The organism is Cyanobium sp. ULC082 (assembly GCF_977927535.1).
In genome coordinates this window covers 1,707,232-1,725,550 of sequence record NZ_OZ376397.1, presented here as the reverse complement: position 1 = coordinate 1,725,550, position 18,319 = coordinate 1,707,232, and the positions used below count along the sequence as shown (strand labels likewise).

Genomic DNA, 18,319 nt, shown 5'->3' with positions numbered 1-18,319 from the left:
TGTCAGCCGTTCGGCGGCAATGATGACCCAGAGCCCAGCGTCAGTCGCGTGGCGGGCTCGAAACAGCCGCGCAGCAGTGCGGGAGAGCGGCAGCGGCGGCCGAGATGCTCCCCGCACCAGACTTCCACCAGTTGAAGCAGACGCAGCCAAACCAGCACCGGTCCGATCAGGGTTCCATCCTGGCGGCGCGGCAGACCAGGCCGGGGCAGGCGTTGCAGCAGGGCGAGTTCCGAGGCGTTGAGCACCAGCACAGCCCCCGCTTCGGCCACGACCACCAGCCCCTCGCTGGGCAGGAGGCTGCAGCGCCAGGCGCCGTTGCCGAGGGGGGGATCAAGCGCCAGGCCGCTGCGGGCGCAGCTCTGCAGCGGCAGGCCGTAGCCGCCCAGGGCAAGCAGGTGGACGCAGCCCTGCACCGCCACCGCCAGGGCCTCCAGGTTGTCCTGCCGGCCCTGCACCACCAGCTCCAGGCGACCCAGCTGCATCACGAGATCATCGAGGATTCCGGCCACCCCATCGCCGCTGGGCACCAGCAGCAGGGCGAGCTCGCTGAGGGTCTGGGCCGCGGCAAGGGTTTCCAGCCGTTGGGCCAGGTGGCTGAAGCTGCGCAGCACCTTGAGCTGCCGGACCCGCCGCAGGCCGCTGCCGCCACTCACCTGCAGCTGCAGCAACGACAGCGGCACCGCCGCCGCCAGGCTGCTGCGGGGCCTTCGGGCACCGGGAACGGCCAGCCGGGTCAGGCCCTCAGCATCACTGAGCAGGGTGAGCAGCCGATCGTTCTCACCCAGGGCGCCGCACTTGAGCGAAAGCCCTTCGAGCCGCCCATCCGGGCTCACGCCGGCACACCGCCGGACTCACGGCCGGCGGGGGGGCGCCGCATGGCCTCGATCAGGGCCACCCCGCGGCTGGTGCCCAGCCGGCTGGCGCCCGCCTCCACCAGGGCGAAGGCCTGCTCCAGGTTGGTGATCCCGCCGGACGCCTTGATGCCGGCCCGTCCCCTGGCCAGTTCCCGCAGCAGGCTCACCTGCTCCACCGTGGCCGCCGGACCGAAGCCGCTGCCGGTCTTGAGAAAGGCGGCTCCGGCATCGATCGAGGCCTCCACCAGCAACTGCAAGGCCTCGGGGCCGAGCCGCCCCGCCTCAAGGATCACCTTCACCGGCAGACCCAGCGCCACGATCGAGCCGATCTCGTCGTAGACGGCGCTGCCGTTGCCATCGGCGAGGGCACCGAAATCAGGCACCATGTCGAGTTCATCGGCGCCGGCTTCGGCAGCCGCCTCAGCCTCGGCCTGCTTGACCCGGCTGGGCACGGCGCCGAACGGGAAAGCCACCACTCCGATCAGTTTCACCCGGGTGTCGCTGCCGAGCCGCTCCCGGGCCACGGTCAGCCAGCGGGAGGCCACGCAGACGCCGGCGAAACCGAAATGCCTGGCCTGGTCACAACAGATTTCAATCGCTGCTTGACCCTGGTGAGGGTCGAGCAGGGCGTGGTCGATCAAGGGGGCAAGGTCGGGGCGATCGCGGGCCAACGGTTCAGGACTCCCGGGCTTGGATCACGCCGTAGCCGCCGTGGTTGCGGTGATACACCACCTGGATGCCGCCGCTCTGCCGGTCCCGGAAGACATAGAAGTCATGGTCGATCACTTCCAGTTGATCAAGGGCTTCCTGCAGGGACATCTCCGGCATGGCGTAGTACTTGCGCCGCACCGCGGGAGCCGGCAGGGCAGGCTCGCGACCGCCGATCAGATCGCCGGGCAGCTCCGTTGCTGCGGCTGCCTCCAGGGAGTCCGGTCCGTCCTCCTGCTGTCCCACCGGGCGATCGCCGGTGAACAGCTCACCGCCATGGTGCTCGGTGAGGCGCTCCTTGTAGCGCTTCAGCTGGCGGCTGAGCTTGCCGGCCACCATGTCGATGCTGGCGTAAAGGTTTTCGCTGCGTTCCTGGGCCCGGATCACCGTGCCGTTGGCGAACACCGTCACTTCGGCGGTCTGCTGGGTCACCCGTGGATTGCGGGCGACGGAGAGGTGGACATCGGCCTCCTTGACCAGCCCCTCGAAATGGCTGATCGCCCGGCTTAACTTGGATTCGGTGTAATCGCGAATGGCTTGGGTGACGTCGAGATTGCGCCCGTGGATCAGTAGCTTCATCGAACACCTCTGCGGGAGAGACGGCTGCAACGCCGGCAGCAGGATCGAAGCGTTGCTTCAACGATTCGATCGTTTTCATCGTACGAAGACCGGCCGATGAATCCTGGCCTCGATGCAATCCTTTTTGTTCCGGATGCCCCTGTGCCGTTCGCGCGGGCCTGGCGTTGGCAGCGGTTGCTGCAGGAGCGCCTGCTGGCCGATTCCCGGGGCCCGGAAGCCCTGCTGATCCTCCAGCACCCCAGGTGTTACACCCTGGGCCGCGGCGCCAGCGAGGCCCATCTGGGTTTCGACCCGCTCGCCCCCCCCGCCCCCCTGTTCCGGATCGATCGGGGTGGCGAAGTCACCCATCACCTGCCCGGTCAGCTGGTGGCCTATCCCGTGCTCAACCTGCAACGCCATGGCGCCGATCTGCACCTCTATCTCCGCCAGCTGGAGGGGGCTGTGCTCGATGTGCTCGGCCAGCTCGGTCTGGCCGGCGAACGCATCGATGGCCTGACCGGAGTCTGGCTGGAGGGCCGCAAACTGGCGGCGATCGGCGTGGGGGCGAGGCGCTGGATCAGTCAGCACGGCCTGGCCCTCAATGTGAACTGTGACCTCTCCGGTTTCGCCGCCATCGTTCCCTGCGGCCTGGCTGATCGAGCCGTCGGCCGACTGTGCGACTGGTTGCCGGGCCTGGGCATCGACCAGGTGCAGCCGCTGCTGAGGGAGGCCATCGCCACCCGGTTCGGGTTGACGCTCCGCCCACCGGTTGGCACGGAGAGGCTCTGGGGGTGATAAGGCTGGGGCCAGTTCAGCTGGAAAGCACCGTGACCGGGAAGGCGGAGATTCACTGGCAGGCCGATCAACGCGACAGGCTCGCTCTGGCTGAGGCCACCGACTGGAGTGAGCTGGTGGGCCTGGAGCAGCTCTGGCCTGCCCTGGCCAGGCGCTACGGCGAGGCACCCGCCCTGGAAGCGCCCCATGCCAGTCCGCCTGAAACCCTCAGCTTCCAGCAGCTCGACGCAGCGATCAGCACGGCTGCCAGCGCCTTCGCGGCACTTGGCGTGCGGTCTGGTGATGTGGTCGCCCTGTTCGCGGAAAACTCCCCCCGCTGGCTGGTGGCTGACCAGGGCCTGATGCGAGCCGGTGCCGCCGATGCGGTGCGGGGGAGCAGCGCACCGCTCGATGAGCTCCGCTACATCCTCGAAGACTCAGGCGCGATCGGCCTGGTGCTGGAGTCGAAAGCCCTGTTGCAGCGGCTCGAGCTCAGCGACCCCCAGCTGGAACGGCTTCGCTTCGTGCTCGTTCTCGACGATGGCCCGGCCGAGCTCACCCCGGCCACCGCCCCTCCAGCCACCGCCCCTCCAGCCACCACCACCCCGGTCAGCGCCTTGCTGGACTGGGCCGCGTTCCGGCAACGGGGGCTGGCGGCGCCGCTCCCTCCGCCACCTTCGGGAGGGGCACTGCGGCTGGCCACGCTGCTTTACACATCCGGCACCACCGGCCGCCCCAAGGGGGTGCCGCTCAGCCACGCCAATCTTCTCCACCAGCTCGCCACCCTCGGCGTGGCGGTCTCGCCCCGACCGGGCGATCGGGCCCTCAGCGTGCTGCCGATCTGGCACGCCTACGAGCGCACCGCCGAATACTTCCTGCTCTCCTGCGGCTGCCAGCAGGCCTACACCACCCTGAAGCACCTCCGCACCGACCTTCAGCGGGTGAGGCCCCAGTACATGATCAGCGTGCCCCGCCTCTGGGAGGCGCTGCTGGCCGGATTCGAGGATGCGCTGGTGGCCATGCCGGCCTCGCGCCGTCGGCTGATCGAGCGGGCCCTCGGTCTGAGCCGATTCCATGCCCTGCAACGTCGCCGTGCCCTGGACCTCACCCTGCAGCCCGAACCAGCGCCGCAGCGCCTGCTGGCGGCCTGCCTGGTGGTGGTCAGCTGGCCCCTGCATGCCCTCGCTTCGCGGCTGCTCTGGCCGAAGGTGCGCCAGCAGCTGGTGGGGGGGGTGATGCGCACGGCGATCAGTGGCGGCGGCGCCCTGGCTCTCCATGTGGATGGCTTCTTCGAGGCGATCGGCATCGAGCTGCTGGTTGGCTACGGACTCACCGAAACCAGTCCGGTGCTCACCTGTCGCCGCCGTTGGCACAACCGCCGCGGCAGTGCCGGTCAGCCCCTGCCGGGAACGGCGCTGCGGATCGTTGATGCCGAGAGCGGTGCGCTGCTGGCCCTGGGCGAACGGGGCCGGGTGCTGGGCCGCGGGCCCCAGGTGATGGCGGGCTACTTCGGCAAACCCGAAGCCACCGCCGCCGTGCTGGATGGTGCCGGTTGGTTCGATACCGGCGACCTGGGCCACCTGATGGCCGATGGCACCCTGGTGCTCACCGGCCGGGCCAAGGACACCATCGTGCTCAGCAGTGGCGAGAACATCGAGCCCGGCCCCCTGGAGGAGGCCCTGGTCGCCCATCCGCGGGTGGAGCAGGTGATGCTGGTCGGCCAGGACCGCCGCCAGCTGGCGGCTCTGGTTGTGCCCAGGGGGGAGAGTTTCGATCGCGAGGAGCTGCGGACCCTCAAGGGTGCGTTCAACCGGCTGCTGGCCGCCCGTCCCGGATCCCGCCCCGATGAACGATTGGCCGGCGTGGCGGGGGTGGAGCCGTTCACGATCGAGAATGGCCTGCTCACCCAGACGCTCAAGCAGCGCCGTGATCGGATCACCAGCCGGGATGCGGCGGCGATCGAGGCCATCTACCGCAGTTGACCCCTGGTCGCCGGGCTGACAGCCTGAACGTTGTTACAGGCATGTCATGTCCGAGGGCCAAACGCTGACGATCAAACGCACGATCACGGTGCGGGCCGTGGTGACTCCCCGCTGGAAGGAGGATGCCGAGCGCGAACTGAGCGCTGCGGTGAGCAACTCCGACCAGCAGCTCGCCCAGCTCGAGCAGGAGGGCCAGCAGCTGGTCGATGAAATCCGCAGCCAGAGCTTCAATCCGCTCGATCCGCGGGTGCAGGAGCAGGTGGGCTCGGTGCAGCAGCAGGTGGCGGCCAAGCGGGCCGAACTGGAGGAGCAGAAGCGCACCCTCCTGGAGCAGCAACGTCAGGTGCGGGAACTGGATTTCGAGCAGGTCGTCGACCAGGGCCAGATCGAGGGTGCCTGCAAGGTGAAGGTGGGGGACAACCTGGTTCAGAAGCTGCAGGTGGCCGTTCTGGTTCGCGACGGGGTGATCGAAGCGATCGAGGGGGGCTGAGTCCTGGCGGGGCACCCTTAAAATGCCGGTGCTCGCTGCCCCTTTGGATCAAGATTTTGGCGACCCACGACATCTTCATGCCCGCCCTCAGCTCCACCATGACGGAGGGGAAGATCGTCGAGTGGCTCAAGAAACCCGGCGATCCGGTCGCCCGCGGTGAGTCGGTGCTGGTGGTGGAGTCGGACAAGGCGGACATGGACGTGGAGGCCTTCCAGGCAGGCTTCCTCGCCGCCGTGCTGATGCCGGCGGGGCAAACGGCACCGGTGGGCGAAACAATCGGTCTGATCGTCGAAACCGAGGCCGAGATCGCCGCCGCTCAGGCCAGTGCCCCGAGCGCCCCCACGGCCGCCCCTGCCGTTCCGGTCGCTGTCGCTGTCCCGGTAGCAGCGGCAGTTGCAGCGCCGGCTCCGCCCCCTGTCCCCGCCCCAGCGGCGGTTGCAGCGGTTGCTCCGCCGGCGGTGCCTTCCCCGCCCCCCGCAGCGGGCCGGCTGGTGGCCACCCCACGGGCCCGCAAACTGGCCACGCAGCTCGGGGTGGCGCTGGAATCCCTGCGGGGCAGCGGACCCCATGGCCGCATTCAGGCCGAAGATGTCGAGCTGGCCAGCGGCCAGTCCGTGAGCGTGCCGCGGGTGGCCGAAGGCACCGCGGCCTTTGCACCGGCTGCCGCCGCCGCCGCTGGCAACGGGGCCGCCCGGGCCGCCGCCCCGGCCGCCGCCTCTGGCCAGGCCTTCGGGCGCCCTGGCGACACCGTGGCCTTCAACACCCTGCAGCAGGCGGTCAACCGCAACATGAACGCCAGCCTCGGCGTTCCCTGTTTTCACGTCGGCTACACGATCACCACCGACAGGCTTGATGCCCTCTACAAGACGGTCAAGGGCAAGGGGGTCACGATGACCGCCCTGCTGGCCAAGGCGGTCGGTGTCGTGCTGGCCAGGCACCCCCAGGTGAATGTGGCCTTCACCGAAGCCGGCATGGCCTATCCCGACCGGGTGAACGTGGCGGTGGCGGTGGCCATGGACGACGGTGGCCTGCTCACCCCCGTACTGGTTGATGCCGACAAGACCGATCTCTATTCGCTCTCCCGCAGCTGGGCCGACCTGGTCGCCCGCTCCCGCACCAAGCAGCTCAAGCCGGACGAATACAGCACCGGCACCTTCACCCTCTCCAACCTCGGCATGTTCGGGGTCGATCGCTTCGATGCGATCCTGCCGCCGGGTACCGGCGCCATTCTGGCGGTGGCCGCTTCCCGTCCCACCGTGGTGGCCGGAGCGGATGGCTCGATTGCCGTGAAGCGGCAGATGCAGGTGAACCTCACGGCCGATCACCGCGTGATCTACGGCGCCCACGGGGCGGCCTTCCTCAAGGATCTGGCTGCCCTGATCGAAACCAACCCCGAAAGCCTGGCCCTCTGAGGTGAAGGGGGTCGAGTCCGAAGGCGCGGTTCACCCGGACCTGCTGCTCTCCAGCTATGAGTTCGTGCTGCCGGAAGCCTGCATCGCCCAGCGGCCGGTGGAACCCCGTCATGCGGCCCGCCTGCTGGCCGTTGATGCCGATTCCGCCTGCCGGCACCTGACGGTCTGGGACCTCCAGAACGAGCTTCTGCCGGGGGATCTGCTGGTGGTCAACGACACCCGGGTGCTCAAGGCACGGCTGGCCGCTCGCCGGGCCAGCGGCGGGGCGGTGGAAGTGCTGCTGCTGGATCCCCTCGGCGACGGCTGCTGGCGTGCCCTGGCCCGGCCCGCCCGGCGACTGAAGCCAGGCGAATGGCTCCAGCTCGAAGCGCCCGACCAGCCGGCCCTGGCCGTGGAGGTGGTGGCTCTGGAGCGGGAGGCCGGCACCCTGGTGATTCGCTTCCCCGCCGATCGGGATACGGCTGCGGCGATCGAGGGGTTGCTGGATCGTTACGGGGAGATGCCGTTGCCCCCCTACATCCATCAGCACGAGCCGAGCGACGACGAGCGCTATCAGACCCGCTTCGCCGATCGGCCCGGTGCGGTGGCGGCACCGACGGCCGGTCTGCACTTCAGTGATGCCCTGCTGGCGGCCCTGGCCGAGCGGGGTGTGACGATCGCCCGGATCACCCTGCACGTCGGCCTGGGCACCTTCCGGCCGGTTGAGCGTGAAGATCTCTCGGGGCTGGAACTGCACAGCGAGTGGGTGGAGCTGAACGCCACCGCGGTGGAGGCCGTGGCGGCCTGCCGCCGCCGGGGTGGCCGGGTGATCGCGATCGGCACCACCAGCGTGCGCTCCCTGGAAGGGGTGGCTGCCCTCCATGACGGCCAGCTGGTTCCTTTTCGCGGACCGGTGAATCTGGTGATCCAGCCCGGTTTTCGCTTTCAGGTGGTGCAGGGGTTGTTGACCAACTTCCACCTGCCGCGCAGCTCGCTGCTGCTGTTGGTGAGCGCCCTGGTGGGCCGTGAGCGGCTCCTGGAGCTGTACGGCACGGCGATCAAGGCGGGCTACCGCTTCTTTTCATATGGCGACGCGATGTGGATCCCGCCCGCTGCGGTTCTGGAGAGCGCCCGGCCGACAGCGGCGGAGCCCTCAACGCAGGCGCCGCCGCAATCAATCACCGGCTGATCGCTCAGGCCGCCGCCAGGTTGGCAGCGACAAAGTCCCAGTTGACCAGCTTGTCGAGGAAGGTGGTCATGTAATCGGGACGCCGGTTCTGGTAATCCAGGTAGTAGGCATGCTCCCAGACATCCATGGTGAGCAGGGCCGTCTGGCCATGGGCCAGGGGGAGATCCGCGTTGGCGGTCTTGGTGATCTTGAGGGTGCCGCCATCCAGCACCAGCCAGGCCCAGCCACTGCCGAACTGGGTGGCTCCCGCCGCCTTGAACTGCTCCACGAAGGCTGCATAGCTGCCGAAATCGGCGGCGATCTTCTCGGCCAGGGCTCCAGCGGGGGCGCCGCCACCACCGGCCTTCATTCCCTGCCAGTAGAAGGTGTGATTCCAGACCTGGGCAGCGTTGTTGAAGATGCCGGCCTTGCCGGCATCACCGGCCACCGCCACGATCACCTCTTCGAGGCTCTTGGTTTCGAGGTCGGTGTCTTCCAGCATCTTGTTGAGATTGGTCACGTAGCCGGCATGGTGCTTGCCGTGGTGGAACTCCAGGGTCTGGCGGGAGATGTGGGGTTCAAGCGCTTCGAGGGCATAGGGAAGCGCGGGCAGCTGGTGGGTCATGGGGAATCAGGAAGGTTGACGGAGATGCGCTGGTAACGAATACGCCGACTGGCCGGCCATGGTGAATCGGCCGGCAAGCCGCTCAGCCCTGTGACAATTGTAACAATGGCTTCGTAGACGTGGCTGTTCAGCCGCCGATGCCGAGCAGCTCCACCTCGAAGATCAGGGTGGCATTGGCGGGAATCACGCCACCGGCGCCCCGCTCGCCATAGGCCAGATCGGGCGGGATCACCAGCTTGCGCTTGCCTCCCACCTTCATGCCGGCCACCCCTTCATCCCAGCCCTTGATCACCCGACCAGCGCCGAGGGGGAAGCTGAACGGACCGCGTCCGTAGCTGCTGTCGAACTCCTTCCCACTGGTGAGCGTGCCTCTGTAGTTGACCTGCACGGTTTGCCCGGCGCCGGCTTCAGGGCCCTCACCAACCAGAAGATCGGTGATGCGCAGGCCGCTGGCGGTGGTGCGTTCCGGGGAGGCGGTGAGTTCACCTCCGAGGGCACCCGCCCCGGCCTGGGCGAGGGTGTTGCTGTCGGAAACGATCGGGTCGGGAGCCATCGCGAACAGGGTGGGATTGGGGTCGTCGGGGTCGAGCTCGAAGCGGTTGTCCGCGGCCTGGCTGACGGCGGGCCGGGCAGCGGGGATGGGGGCAGCCGCCGCGATCGGGCTGGCCGCCTCCACGCCGCTCGGGGCGATCAGCTGGCTGAACAGGGCCACAAGCAGACAGGCCACGCAGACGGTGGCACTGATCAGGATTTCGCGCATGACGCGGCGGCCGCCACAGAGACATTCAATTCTGCCAGGCGCCGCTTCGCCCCCTGCCGCCCGCCAGGGGTCAGTCCGGGACGTTCTCCGATTCCCGCCTGGAGCGGAGCAGCTGTTCGAGTCGGTCGATGCGTCCACGCAGTTCATCGATCTCCTTCTGCCGCGCCAGGCCCACGTCCTGAAGGAAGTGGTCGATGTTGCGCTCCATCTGGCGGCTGGCCTGCTTTTCCAGCTCGGGGTTGTCACCCCGCAGGGCCCGCATGACATCGTCCACCAGGGCGGTGGCCTGGCCAGGGTCGAGCTGGCCGCTCCTCACCCAGTCCTGGGTCACACTGCGCAGGCGATCCGCCACCAGGGAACTGGTGCCGAGTCCTCGGAGCAGAAGCTGTTGCAGCAGGTTGTCCCTGTCCATGGCGATGTGTTGGTGCTCGTTCTGATCATGGTCATCGGTTTGGCTCCAGGTCATGGGCGATGACCGCCAACCCGGCTGGGTGGTCTCCACACCCGTGGCAGCTCTGGCCGGTGGGCTGGCCGGCCTGAGCCTCGCGCCGCTCGGCTGGCCGCCCGTGCTCTGGCTGGCTCTGGTGCCGCTCTGGGCCCAGACCCAGCGTCAGTGGGCTCGCCACCGGGTTGCTGGAATCGGCGCCAGCCTCCGGGCGGCGGCGCTGTGGGGTGGCTGCGGGGTGCTGGTCAGCCATCGCTGGCTGCTCTGGCTCCATCCTCTCGACTGGTTGGGGGTTCCGCTGCCGCTGAGTTTGCCGATCTGTCTGCTGCTCTGGCTGGCCTGCGGCCTGGCGGCCGGATTGCTGGTGGCCCTCTGGTGCGGTCTGGCGCGCTGGCTGGGGCCGTCTCGCTGGAGCACGGCGCTGCTGCTGGCGGGGTTGTGGGGGCTGGCTGAGGTGCTGCTGGCCCGCAGCCCCCTCTTCTGGCTGGGGCTGGGCGCGGCCCCGCTGCCAGGGGACCGGGCCCTGGCGGGGCTGGCGGCCATCGGCGGCAGTGGGATGGTGGCGGCGGCCCAGTTGATGCTCGGCTGGTGGCTCTGGCGAGCCCTCGGCGCCCCGCCGGCGCGACGGCAGCGCTGGTGGCTGGGCTTGATCGCCGTGGGGGTGGCGCTGCATCTGCTGGGCTGGAGCCAGCTCAGAGTGTCCCGGGCAGAGCGCGGCGAGCCGGTGGAGGTGTTGGTGCTGCAGCCGGCGGTGCCCACCCGGGAGAAGTTCGCGCCCAGCCAGCAACAGCGCCTGCTGCAGCGGCTGGCTGCGGCCCGGCGGGAGGCGGCCCGGCTCGGGGTTGACAGCCTGCTGCTGCCGGAGGGTTCCCTGCTCCGGGGCCAGGCGCTGCCTGGCCCGGAGCCGGTGGAGGTGATCGCCGGTGGCTTTCGCCTTGAGCGGGAGGAGCTGCGCAGCAGCGTGCTCCGGTTCGAGCCTGGGCAGCTGAACCCCTCCGGCTGGATCGACAAGCACCGGCTGGTGCCGCTGGGGGAATGGGTGCCGCTGGCCGGACTCTGGCGCTGGAGCGGTCTGTCCGCCGTCGGCGGTGTGGAGCCCGGCGATCCCTCCCGGCTGCTGCAGCGGCCGGCTGGGGCCATCGGCGTGGCGATCTGCTACGAGATTTCCGATGGCCAGGCACTGGCGGCAGCCAGCCGCGGTGGTGCCGGCTGGTTGCTGGCGGCGGCCAATCTCGATCCCTACCCCGCCCTGCTTCAGCACCAGTTCACGGCGCTCAGCCAGTTACGGGCGATCGAAACGGGTCGCTGGCTGGTCAGTGCCGCCAACACCGGCCCCAGCCTGGTGATCAACAGCCAGGGGGTGGTGATGCAGCGTCTCCCCGCCAATCGAGCGGCGACAGCCCGGTTCAGGCTCGAAGCGCTGAGCCGGCTGACGATGTATGCCCGTTGGGGGGAGCTGCCCCTGGGGCTGCTGCTGCTTCTGGCGGCCTCGGCCTCGGCCCTCAGCTCTGGGCGCATCAGCCGACAGCCAGGCGGCGAAACGGGGGCAGAGCAGGAGCTCCAGCCATGAAAAAACCCCGCGTCAGCGGGGTTTGGGGAGAAACCACAGGGGTGTGGATGCTGGTTGGCAGCTCAGTAGCGGCTGCGGCCACCGCCGCCACCGCCATAACCGCCGCCGCCACCACCACCGCCGTAGCCGCCGCCACCACCGCCGCCACGGGGCTCGGCTTTGTTGACGCGGATCATCCTGTTCATCCATTCGACGTTCTGGAGATCGTCGATGGCTTTCTGTTCTTCGGCATCATTGGCCAGTTCGACAAAGGCAAAACCGCGCTTGCGGCCGGTTTCCCGGTCGAGCGGCAGGCTGCACTGACGAACTTCTCCGTATTGACTGAAAAGGTCACGGAGATCCTCCTGTTCGGCGTCGAACGAAAGGTTGCCTACGTAGATTGTCATGTAACTGGGAAAAACTTGAACTGATCCGTCGAGGGCTCTAGCCCAGTTGTGAGCTAGCCAGAGATCTATGAACCTTGATCACCCTACATCCCACCGGCGGCCGAATCCGCTCCCCAGTCCCATTCGAATCCGATCTTCACCCGGTCTTTACCGAAGTCTGGCTTCCATGTCACATCGTGATCAACTGTTGCGTGAACTGGACCAGCCTGGTCAAGGCGGCGATCGCCGGGTCGAAACCCTGATTCAGGCCCTTGAGCAGGAGGAGCCGGCCGATCTCGAGCGGCAGCGGGCGCTGCTGGAGGGGGTATGGGAACTGCGCTGGAGCAGCAGCCGTCTGCCCTATCTCCTGGTGGCGCCCTGGCTGGAGAATCTGCAGATCCTCCTGCCGGAGCAGGGGCGCGGCATGAATCTGCTGCGTCCGGCCGGTCCGCTCGGGGCCCTGGCCGCCATCAGCATCGAAGCCAGCCTTGCGGTGGTGGGTCCCCAGCGTGTCAGCGTCGCGTTTGAACAGGGTGGCTGGCTGGGTCCTCGCTTCGGTGAGCAGCGGCTGCGGTTGTTCCGGGCCGTTCGCCAGCCCTATCCCGCCTGGCTCGACATCACGGTTCTCGACCAGGACCTCCGCATCTGCCGTGGCAATGCCGGCACCGTCTTCGTCCTGAAGCGACGGACCGATCTGCGTCCCGGCGATTTCCTGTCTGTGGCCTGAGCCTGCCTGGACCTCCTGAGTGGTGCGTGGCACCTTGTGGCGATGAGCCGATTCCCCGACTTGCCTCCCGAGGTGGTTCTGATGGAACCGATGAGCTTCGATGAGGTGATGGCGGCCGTCCATGCCGTGCGGGAACGCAAGACGGTGTTGCTCAACCTCAGCTCGATGCCCCCGGAGGAGGCCCAGCGCTCCGCCGATTTCGTGGCCGGCGGCGTTTTCGCCCTCGACGGTCAACAGGAGCGGCTCGGGGAGCTGGTCTTCCTGTTCGCTCCCTTCGGAGTGGAAATCACCCGGGATCCCGGCGGATTGAGCGAGCGCTGAGCCCGCCGCAGGGGGATCGCCGGCTTCAGCCTGGGCAATCCAGGCCGAAGTGCCGCAGTCCCTCGGCAATGCCGGCGCAGCCATGGGCTTCGGCCAGGTAGGTGTTGGGAAGCTCGGGATGCAGGGCCCGCAGCTTGGCTTCGGCGTTGCCCACCATCACCCCATTCAGGCCGGTCTGGAACATCGCGAGGTCGTTGAGGGTGTCGCCGGAGGTGACCACCCGGCCGTGGGGGAGATCGAGCAAGGCCAGCAGGTTGAGCAGGGTGGAGCCCTTGTTCACCCCGGCGGGAAGCACATCGAGATACTGCTCATCGGAGAGCAGACAATCCACCCCGAGCCGCTCCAGGCTGCGGAGAATGGAGGCATCGAAGACCCGGGGCTCGTAGTTGAAGGAGTAGCGCCGCTCCACGTTCCTCAGCTGGGGGCTCAGCCCCGCCAGGCCCTGCAGGCAGCCGTCGAGCCGGGGCCGCACCGCCTGCCACTGGGCCTCGATCGGATCGACGGCGATCGGCACCGTTTCGAGGCTGCTGCCGCAGGCCACCGTGCAGCCCACATCGCTGATCACCAGGTGGGGAGTGGGGGGAGCGAGCCCGTTGTCGTCAGCGAGCAGCCCCCGCACGGAGGCACGGTCGCGGCCGGTGCAGAAGATCTGCAGCACCCGCTCGCGCCGGTTTTCCAGCCAGTGATAAAGCCGGCGCCGCTGGTTCACCGTGCCGCCCAGCAGGGTTCCATCCAGATCCATGACCAGGATCAGTTCCGGCTGCTCCGGCAGGCTGCCGCTGATCTGGGAGGTGAACTGTCGGCGCGAGAGGGTCACGGCCTGGTCCATCGCGTTGGCGGGGCTGCAGAACGATCGGGCGTCGGTGGCCAGTGAGCGGCCCGGGGAGAAGCCCGGGGAGTGGCCAGATGGAGCTGATTGTCCCAGGGGGGAGAGACCTCAGCCTGTCAGCTGCTGGCGCCGCAGACGTTCATAGGCCTGGCAGAACGGCTCCCCCAGGGAATCCCGCAGAATCCGGTCGTTCGCGAAGGCCTCCAGGGCCTCGTGCGGGCTGGCCGGCAGGGGCCTGGCCGCTGCGCCGGTGGGGGGATCGGTGTAGGTGTTGGCGTCGCTGCGGGGGCCTGGATCCAGGCCCCTCTCGATCCCATCGAGACCGGCGGCGAGTACGGCGGCCGGCAGCAGATAGGGGTTCGCGTCCCCGTCGGCCAGCCGCAGCTCCAGGCGCTGGTCGTCGGGGATGCGCACCATGTGGGTGCGGTTGTTGCCGCCGTAGCTGATCCAGCCCGGCGACCAGGTGGCACCGGAACTGGGGGCCCGCCCGGCCAGCCGCCGGTAGCTCTCGGCGGTTGGATTGGTGAGGGCGCAGAGGGCGGCGGCATGCTCCAGCACACCGGCCAGGAAGGCATAGGCCAGTTCGGAGAGGCCCTGCTCACCAAGCGGGTCGTGGAAGAGATTGCGGCCGTCCGCGTCCCAGAGCGAGTGGTGGAGGTGGGCACCGTTGCCGGTGAGCGCAGCGAACGGTTTGGGCGCAAAGCTCACCTGTGCCCCCTGCTCCTCCGCCAAGGCGCTGGCCATCACCCGGAAGAAGGCGTGGCGGTCGGCGGTCACCAGCGCATCGGCGAAGGTCCAGTTGATCTCGAACTGGCCGTTGGCGTCTTCATGGTCGGCCTGGTAGGGGCCCCAGCCCAGCTCCTCCATCGCCTCCAGCAGCCCGCCGATCAGGGGCAGCTGGCGCATCAGGGCCAGCTGGTCGTAGCAGGGCTTGCTCTGGGTGTCGGCGTGATCGGCGATCGCTTCACGGTCCGGCGTCAGCAGGAAGAACTCCGCCTCCACGCCGGTGCGGAACCGGTAGCCCAGGGCGGCGGCCCGCTCCAGCTGCCGTTTCAGCACCCAGCGGGGCGACTGCTCCAGGGGCTGGCCTTCCACCACCAGGTCGGTGGCCACCCAGGCCAGCTCCCGCTGCCAGGGCAGCACCATCAGGCTGGCCGGATCCGGCAGCCCCAGCACATCGGGATCGGCGGGGGTCATGGCGAACCAGGCGGCGAAACCGGCGAAGCCAGCTCCCGCCCGGGCCACGCTCTCCACGGCGCAGGTGGGCACCAGCTTGGCCCGCTGCACGCCGAACAGATCGGCGAAGGAGAACAGGAAGTGGCGGATGCCGTGGCTGGCGGCGAAGCGGGCCAGGGCGGCGGGGTCTGGGGCGGTTGGGTCTGAAGCGGTCATGGGGTTCAGGTGGGGCAGAGACGATCGAGGGCGGCGCGGATCAGGGCCTGCTCCCGCGGCGCGTCACGGGGATTGCCGGCCCGGTGCCCCAGCACCGATTCGATCCGCTCGAAGCGGCTGCCGGGGATCAGGGCCGCCTCGGCTGCACAGTCGTCGGGGAGGAAGTAGAGATCGTGGCTTCCGGCCATCACGGTGGTGCGGGCCTGGATCGCTCCCAGGGCCGCCGCCAGATCGCCGGGCTGCGTGGAGCCATTGGCGGCCGCCATGGCGAGGGCGAGGTCGTTGTCCAGCCAGGTATCGAGCATGGCGACCAGGTCGTGGGGGTCGTGGCGGCGGTAGGCGGGCAGCCAGCTGCGCTCCACATAGTCGTCGACCGAGGGATAGCCGAGCGCCTCATGGCGGCGTTCGCGGTAGAAGGCCTGGCTGGCGGCCCAGCTGGCGTAGATGAGTGCAAAGCTGCGCAGGCCCTGCTCCGGCAGGGCGCGGAAGCGGCGGCCGTCCCAGGCCGGATCGGCGGTGAGCGCCTGGCGGAGGCTCAGCAGGAACAGGCGGTTGTGGGGGGTGGTGCGGGCCGTGCCGCAGAGGCAGAACAGCCGCTCCACCGCCGCCGGGGCCAGGGCGCCCCAGTGATAGGCCTGCTGCGCCCCCATCGACCAGCCGTAGATCAGGGCGATCCGCTCCACGCCGAACCGCTCGGTCACCAGGCGTTGCTGGGCGCGCTGGTTGTCGCGGTGGCTGATCACCCAGCCGTCTTCCCGCAATCCCATCGCGCTGTTGCTGGGGCTGCTGGAGCGGCCGTTGCCGAACTGGCTCACCAGCAGCACGCACCACCGCGTCGGGTCGAGGATCGGACCCACCACCCAGTCGATGTCTTCCGGCCAGGCGCCGTAGGAGCTGGGATAGAGCACCAGGTTGGAGCGCTCGGCGTTGAGCGTGCCGTACACCCGGTAGGAGAGCTGGGCCTCGCTCAGCTGCCGGCCGCAGTGGAAATCGAAGGTTCCGAGCGCGAAGGATCGGTCGCCGCTGCTGGCCGGGGCGGCAAGGGCGGCGGTGGCGGTGCTCAAACCGACGGGGCGGGGCCGGCGGCTGGGGCGGGCAGGGCGAGCAGCTGCGGATCAGCCAGAAAGCGGCGGTGCAGCGCCAGGTAGCCGGAATCCAGATGGCGCAGCCGGGGTGCCAGCCAGGGGTGGGTTGCCGGCAGGGCGTGAAACGGCACCGAGGCGAACAGATGGTGTTCGGCGTGGAAGGGCATGTTCCACATCAGCCAGCGCAGCGGCGCCAGGGTTTGGGTGGTGCGGGTGTTGCTGAGCCCATCGGTGCCGGTGTCGCAGCCGCCGTGCTCGGCCAGCAGCACAAAGCGCAGCAGCGGTTGCCCCAGCGCCAGCGGCAGTAGCCAGTGCCAGAGCAGAAAGCCATTGCCGCCCGGCAACGACAGCAGCAGCAGCACCCCGTAGAGGGCCGCCTGTTTCAGCAGCGAGGCGCGCACCGCAGCGGCCGCTTCGGCGGGGATGTAGGGGTTGGCGCTGAAATCGCCACGCAGGCCGCGGGCGTGGCCGCGCAGCTTGGCGGCCCACCAGGGCAGGCCGCTCAGTTCCAGCAGGTAGCCCCAGCGCGTGGTGGGCGGCTGGTCTTCCAGTTCCGGGTCGAGGCCCGGCTGGTGGGTGTAGCGGTGATGCCACTGGTGGTAGCGGCGGTAGAAATCGGCGTTGTAGAAGCTCAGCACCCCGGCCCACCAGGCCACGGCATCGTTGACGGCGCGGCTGGCGAAGGCGGTGCGGTGGCCGCATTCGTGCATGGCGCAGAAGGCGAAGGCCAGGCCCCAGCCGCAGAGCAGCAGGGCCGGCAGGCGCAGCAGCAGGCTGAGCCGCTCATCGCCCCAGACCCAGCCCGCCGCCAGGATCAGCGCCGCATGGAAGAGGGTCTGCAGCCAGCCGGCCCGATCGGAGCGGGCGTTGAGTTGGCGCAGGCTGTCTGCGGGGATCAGGCTGCTGTTGTGCGTCGGGAGGTCCACTGCCGTCATGAGCCAAGCAATGCCGTGCATTCCAGTTGGTCCTGGCTGCCGTCGCGAGGGCGGAGCCGCCACTCGATCCGCTGGGCGATGTGGTCGGCGTCGCTGCCCACGCCGCAGAAGCGGCCGGAGCCCCAGGTGTGAAGCCACGGCAGGCCGATGAAATAGAGACCTTCGGCTCCGGTGAGGCCCCGCTGGTGCACCGGTTCGCCGCTGCCATCGAACACCGGCACCTCCACCCAGCTGAAATCGGAGTGGTAGCCCGTGCACCAGATCACGGCCGCCAGCGGCTCCGCAGCCAGGTCGAGTCGGCTGCCGCCGGTGTTCGGCGCCGGGCGCCAGCAGGGTTCGTAGGGAGGGTCGTGGGGAACGTCCAGGTCGGTGGCGTCGATGTGGGCGTCGATGCTGGCTCGGATGCGGTTGTAGACGGCATCAGCGCCATCGAGGTTGGCGGCCAGATCGGCGGCGAAGCTCAGCCCCGTGACGGCGATCCCCTCCAGGCGGCCGTGCAGCACCATGCCTTCGCCGGCCCGCTGGCGCAGGTCGATCTCGCGGCCACCGTCGCGGCCGGTGAGGTAGTGATTGGTCTTGTGCCGCACGGCACGGGGATCGTCGTGCGCGTCGATGGGGGTGGAATACACCCCCATCCGCTCCAGCCACTCAACCACGTCCCGGCCGCGGTAGCGCCGTGGGGAGCGGGGTGCCGATCCGACGCTCAGATGGACGCGGCGCCCGGAGAGAAAAAGGTCTTCGGCGATCTGACAGCCCGACTGGCCGCTGCCCACCACCAGCACCGGCCCCACCGGCAGCTGGTCTGGGCGGCGGTAGTCGCGGGCATCGAGCTGGAGCACCGTGGCTGGCAGTCGCTCGGCAAGCGGGTGGCGGCGCGGCCGGTGGTAGGCGCCGGTGGCGATCACCACCTGCGCGGCCTCCAGCACTCCGCCGCTGGTGAGCAGCCGGTAGCCGCCGCCGCAGCGCTGCAACCGCTCGACGCGCACCCCTTCTCGGACATTCACCCTGGCGCGATGGGCGAAACGGCGCAGGTAGGACACGATCGCGTCGCGGCCCATGAAGCCATCGGGGTCGTCGCCGTCGTAAGGGAAGCCGGGCAGGCGGCACTGCCAGTTGGGGGTGACCAGGCAGAACGAATCCCAGCGCTGCGCTTCCCAGGCATGCCCGACCCGGTGCCGTTCCAGCACCAGGGCGTCGATACCGCGTTGCTGGAGGCAGGTGGCCACTGACAGCCCCGCCTGGCCGCCGCCGATCACCACCACCGGAGCGGCGGCCGGCGACGCCAGCGGGGCGGCGTCGGACGAGCGGACTGGGGACGCCACGGACAGGCTGTGATGGAA

At 69.1% G+C, this 18,319-nt stretch carries 19 protein-coding genes and 1 pseudogene; 8 read left to right on the top strand and 12 right to left on the bottom strand.

Features of this window, described 5'->3' with window-relative positions:
- Positions 1-2 precede the first annotated feature (2 nt).
- Genes recO through hpf form a run of 3 tightly spaced genes read right to left on the bottom strand, consistent with a single transcriptional unit; the run spans position 3 to position 2,141 of the window.
- A complete protein-coding gene (recO, locus tag ACXMDY_RS09135; protein WP_457767570.1) occupies positions 3-833 on the bottom strand; it encodes a DNA repair protein RecO in 831 nt (276 codons plus the stop codon).
- The gene (gene deoC, locus ACXMDY_RS09130; RefSeq protein WP_259702118.1) at positions 830-1,525 is read right to left on the bottom strand and encodes a deoxyribose-phosphate aldolase; all 696 of its coding nucleotides are present in this window, start codon (positions 1,523-1,525) and stop codon (positions 830-832) included. The genes recO and deoC overlap by 4 nt, the downstream gene beginning before the upstream one ends.
- Positions 1,526-1,529: 4 nt before the next feature.
- Positions 1,530-2,141, bottom strand: a complete 612-nt coding sequence (gene hpf / locus ACXMDY_RS09125; RefSeq protein WP_259702119.1) for a ribosome hibernation-promoting factor, HPF/YfiA family — start codon at positions 2,139-2,141, stop codon at positions 1,530-1,532.
- 96 nt (positions 2,142-2,237) lie between these two features.
- On the opposite strand from hpf, the gene lipB reads away from it, so the two are divergent.
- The 5 genes from lipB to queA are packed head-to-tail and all read left to right on the top strand — an operon-like array spanning position 2,238 to position 7,946.
- Positions 2,238-2,915, top strand: a complete 678-nt coding sequence (gene lipB, locus ACXMDY_RS09120) for a lipoyl(octanoyl) transferase LipB (protein WP_259702120.1) — start codon at positions 2,238-2,240, stop codon at positions 2,913-2,915.
- 32 nt (positions 2,916-2,947) lie between these two features.
- A complete protein-coding gene (locus ACXMDY_RS09115) occupies positions 2,948-4,876 on the top strand; it encodes an AMP-binding protein (RefSeq protein WP_259702121.1) in 1,929 nt (642 codons plus the stop codon).
- A gap of 46 nt (positions 4,877-4,922) precedes the next feature.
- Positions 4,923-5,366: a YlqD family protein gene (locus ACXMDY_RS09110; RefSeq protein WP_259702122.1), complete on the top strand. Its 444-nt coding sequence runs from the start codon at positions 4,923-4,925 to the stop codon at positions 5,364-5,366.
- A gap of 56 nt (positions 5,367-5,422) precedes the next feature.
- The gene (locus ACXMDY_RS09105) at positions 5,423-6,778 is read left to right on the top strand and encodes a dihydrolipoamide acetyltransferase family protein (protein WP_259702123.1); all 1,356 of its coding nucleotides are present in this window, start codon (positions 5,423-5,425) and stop codon (positions 6,776-6,778) included.
- A 1-nt stretch (position 6,779) separates the two neighbouring features.
- Positions 6,780-7,946, top strand: coding sequence for a tRNA preQ1(34) S-adenosylmethionine ribosyltransferase-isomerase QueA (gene queA / locus ACXMDY_RS09100; RefSeq protein ID WP_259702124.1), 1,167 nt, complete (start codon positions 6,780-6,782; stop codon positions 7,944-7,946).
- Between the two features lie 4 nt (positions 7,947-7,950).
- Here queA and ACXMDY_RS09095 read toward each other — a convergent pair whose 3' ends face one another.
- From ACXMDY_RS09095 to ACXMDY_RS09085, 3 genes are all read right to left on the bottom strand, one after another.
- Positions 7,951-8,550 (bottom strand): superoxide dismutase, encoded by a 600-nt coding sequence (locus ACXMDY_RS09095; RefSeq protein ID WP_259702125.1) that lies wholly within the window; start codon positions 8,548-8,550, stop codon positions 7,951-7,953.
- A 127-nt stretch (positions 8,551-8,677) separates the two neighbouring features.
- Positions 8,678-9,310: an FKBP-type peptidyl-prolyl cis-trans isomerase gene (locus ACXMDY_RS09090; RefSeq protein ID WP_259702126.1), complete on the bottom strand. Its 633-nt coding sequence runs from the start codon at positions 9,308-9,310 to the stop codon at positions 8,678-8,680.
- 70 nt (positions 9,311-9,380) lie between these two features.
- On the bottom strand, positions 9,381-9,722 hold the full coding sequence (locus tag ACXMDY_RS09085; protein WP_259702201.1) for a phasin family protein: 342 nt from the start codon (positions 9,720-9,722) through the stop codon (positions 9,381-9,383).
- Between the two features lie 52 nt (positions 9,723-9,774).
- On the opposite strand from ACXMDY_RS09085, the gene ACXMDY_RS09080 reads away from it, so the two are divergent.
- Entirely contained in the window at positions 9,775-11,325 is a 1,551-nt protein-coding gene (locus ACXMDY_RS09080; RefSeq protein WP_259702127.1) for an apolipoprotein N-acyltransferase, read from the top strand.
- Positions 11,326-11,387: 62 nt separating this feature from the next.
- Here ACXMDY_RS09080 and ACXMDY_RS09075 read toward each other — a convergent pair whose 3' ends face one another.
- Positions 11,388-11,711, bottom strand: coding sequence for an RNA recognition motif domain-containing protein (locus tag ACXMDY_RS09075; RefSeq protein WP_457767569.1), 324 nt, complete (start codon positions 11,709-11,711; stop codon positions 11,388-11,390).
- 166 nt (positions 11,712-11,877) lie between these two features.
- On the opposite strand from ACXMDY_RS09075, the gene ACXMDY_RS09070 reads away from it, so the two are divergent.
- Together ACXMDY_RS09070 and ACXMDY_RS09065 are read left to right on the top strand one after the other, a co-directional pair.
- Complete coding sequence (locus tag ACXMDY_RS09070) at positions 11,878-12,417, top strand: PAP/fibrillin family protein (RefSeq protein WP_259702129.1); 540 nt, start codon at positions 11,878-11,880, stop codon at positions 12,415-12,417.
- Positions 12,418-12,486: 69 nt separating this feature from the next.
- A pseudogene (locus ACXMDY_RS09065) lies at positions 12,487-12,708 on the top strand (cell division protein SepF); the annotation flags it as partial.
- A 55-nt stretch (positions 12,709-12,763) separates the two neighbouring features.
- Here ACXMDY_RS09065 and ACXMDY_RS09060 read toward each other — a convergent pair.
- From ACXMDY_RS09060 to ACXMDY_RS09040, 5 genes are all read right to left on the bottom strand, one after another.
- Positions 12,764-13,567, bottom strand: coding sequence for an HAD family hydrolase (locus tag ACXMDY_RS09060; protein WP_259702130.1), 804 nt, complete (start codon positions 13,565-13,567; stop codon positions 12,764-12,766).
- A 108-nt stretch (positions 13,568-13,675) separates the two neighbouring features.
- Positions 13,676-14,959: a type III glutamate--ammonia ligase gene (glnT, locus tag ACXMDY_RS09055; RefSeq protein WP_259702131.1), complete on the bottom strand. Its 1,284-nt coding sequence runs from the start codon at positions 14,957-14,959 to the stop codon at positions 13,676-13,678.
- A gap of 5 nt (positions 14,960-14,964) precedes the next feature.
- Positions 14,965-16,023, bottom strand: coding sequence for an alpha/beta fold hydrolase (locus ACXMDY_RS09050; RefSeq protein WP_259702132.1), 1,059 nt, complete (start codon positions 16,021-16,023; stop codon positions 14,965-14,967).
- Positions 16,020-16,979, bottom strand: coding sequence for a fatty acid desaturase (locus ACXMDY_RS09045; RefSeq protein WP_259702133.1), 960 nt, complete (start codon positions 16,977-16,979; stop codon positions 16,020-16,022). Before ACXMDY_RS09045 ends, ACXMDY_RS09050 begins: the two co-directional genes overlap by 4 nt.
- Complete coding sequence (locus tag ACXMDY_RS09040; protein ID WP_399244089.1) at positions 16,976-18,307, bottom strand: MSMEG_0569 family flavin-dependent oxidoreductase; 1,332 nt, start codon at positions 18,305-18,307, stop codon at positions 16,976-16,978. The genes ACXMDY_RS09045 and ACXMDY_RS09040 overlap by 4 nt, the downstream gene beginning before the upstream one ends.
- Positions 18,308-18,319: the final 12 nt, after the last annotated feature.

Bases quoted from the DNA above. Each gene is read 5' to 3' on its own strand.
- hpf (WP_259702119.1), bottom strand. From the start codon at position 2,141: ATGAAGCTACTGATCCACGGGCGCAATCTCGACGTCACCCAAGCCATT.
- ACXMDY_RS09085 (WP_259702201.1), bottom strand. From the start codon at position 9,722: ATGGACAGGGACAACCTGCTGCAACAGCTTCTGCTCCGAGGACTCGGC.
- lipB (WP_259702120.1), top strand. From the start codon at position 2,238: ATGAATCCTGGCCTCGATGCAATCCTTTTTGTTCCGGATGCCCCTGTG.
- glnT (WP_259702131.1), bottom strand. From the start codon at position 14,959: ATGACCGCTTCAGACCCAACCGCCCCAGACCCCGCCGCCCTGGCCCGC.
- ACXMDY_RS09060 (WP_259702130.1), bottom strand. From the start codon at position 13,567: ATGGACCAGGCCGTGACCCTCTCGCGCCGACAGTTCACCTCCCAGATC.
- ACXMDY_RS09090 (WP_259702126.1), bottom strand. From the start codon at position 9,310: ATGCGCGAAATCCTGATCAGTGCCACCGTCTGCGTGGCCTGTCTGCTT.
- ACXMDY_RS09075 (WP_457767569.1), bottom strand. From the start codon at position 11,711: ATGACAATCTACGTAGGCAACCTTTCGTTCGACGCCGAACAGGAGGAT.
- ACXMDY_RS09095 (WP_259702125.1), bottom strand. From the start codon at position 8,550: ATGACCCACCAGCTGCCCGCGCTTCCCTATGCCCTCGAAGCGCTTGAA.
- ACXMDY_RS09045 (WP_259702133.1), bottom strand. From the start codon at position 16,979: ATGACGGCAGTGGACCTCCCGACGCACAACAGCAGCCTGATCCCCGCA.
- ACXMDY_RS09070 (WP_259702129.1), top strand. From the start codon at position 11,878: ATGTCACATCGTGATCAACTGTTGCGTGAACTGGACCAGCCTGGTCAA.
- ACXMDY_RS09110 (WP_259702122.1), top strand. From the start codon at position 4,923: ATGTCCGAGGGCCAAACGCTGACGATCAAACGCACGATCACGGTGCGG.
- ACXMDY_RS09080 (WP_259702127.1), top strand. From the start codon at position 9,775: ATGGGCGATGACCGCCAACCCGGCTGGGTGGTCTCCACACCCGTGGCA.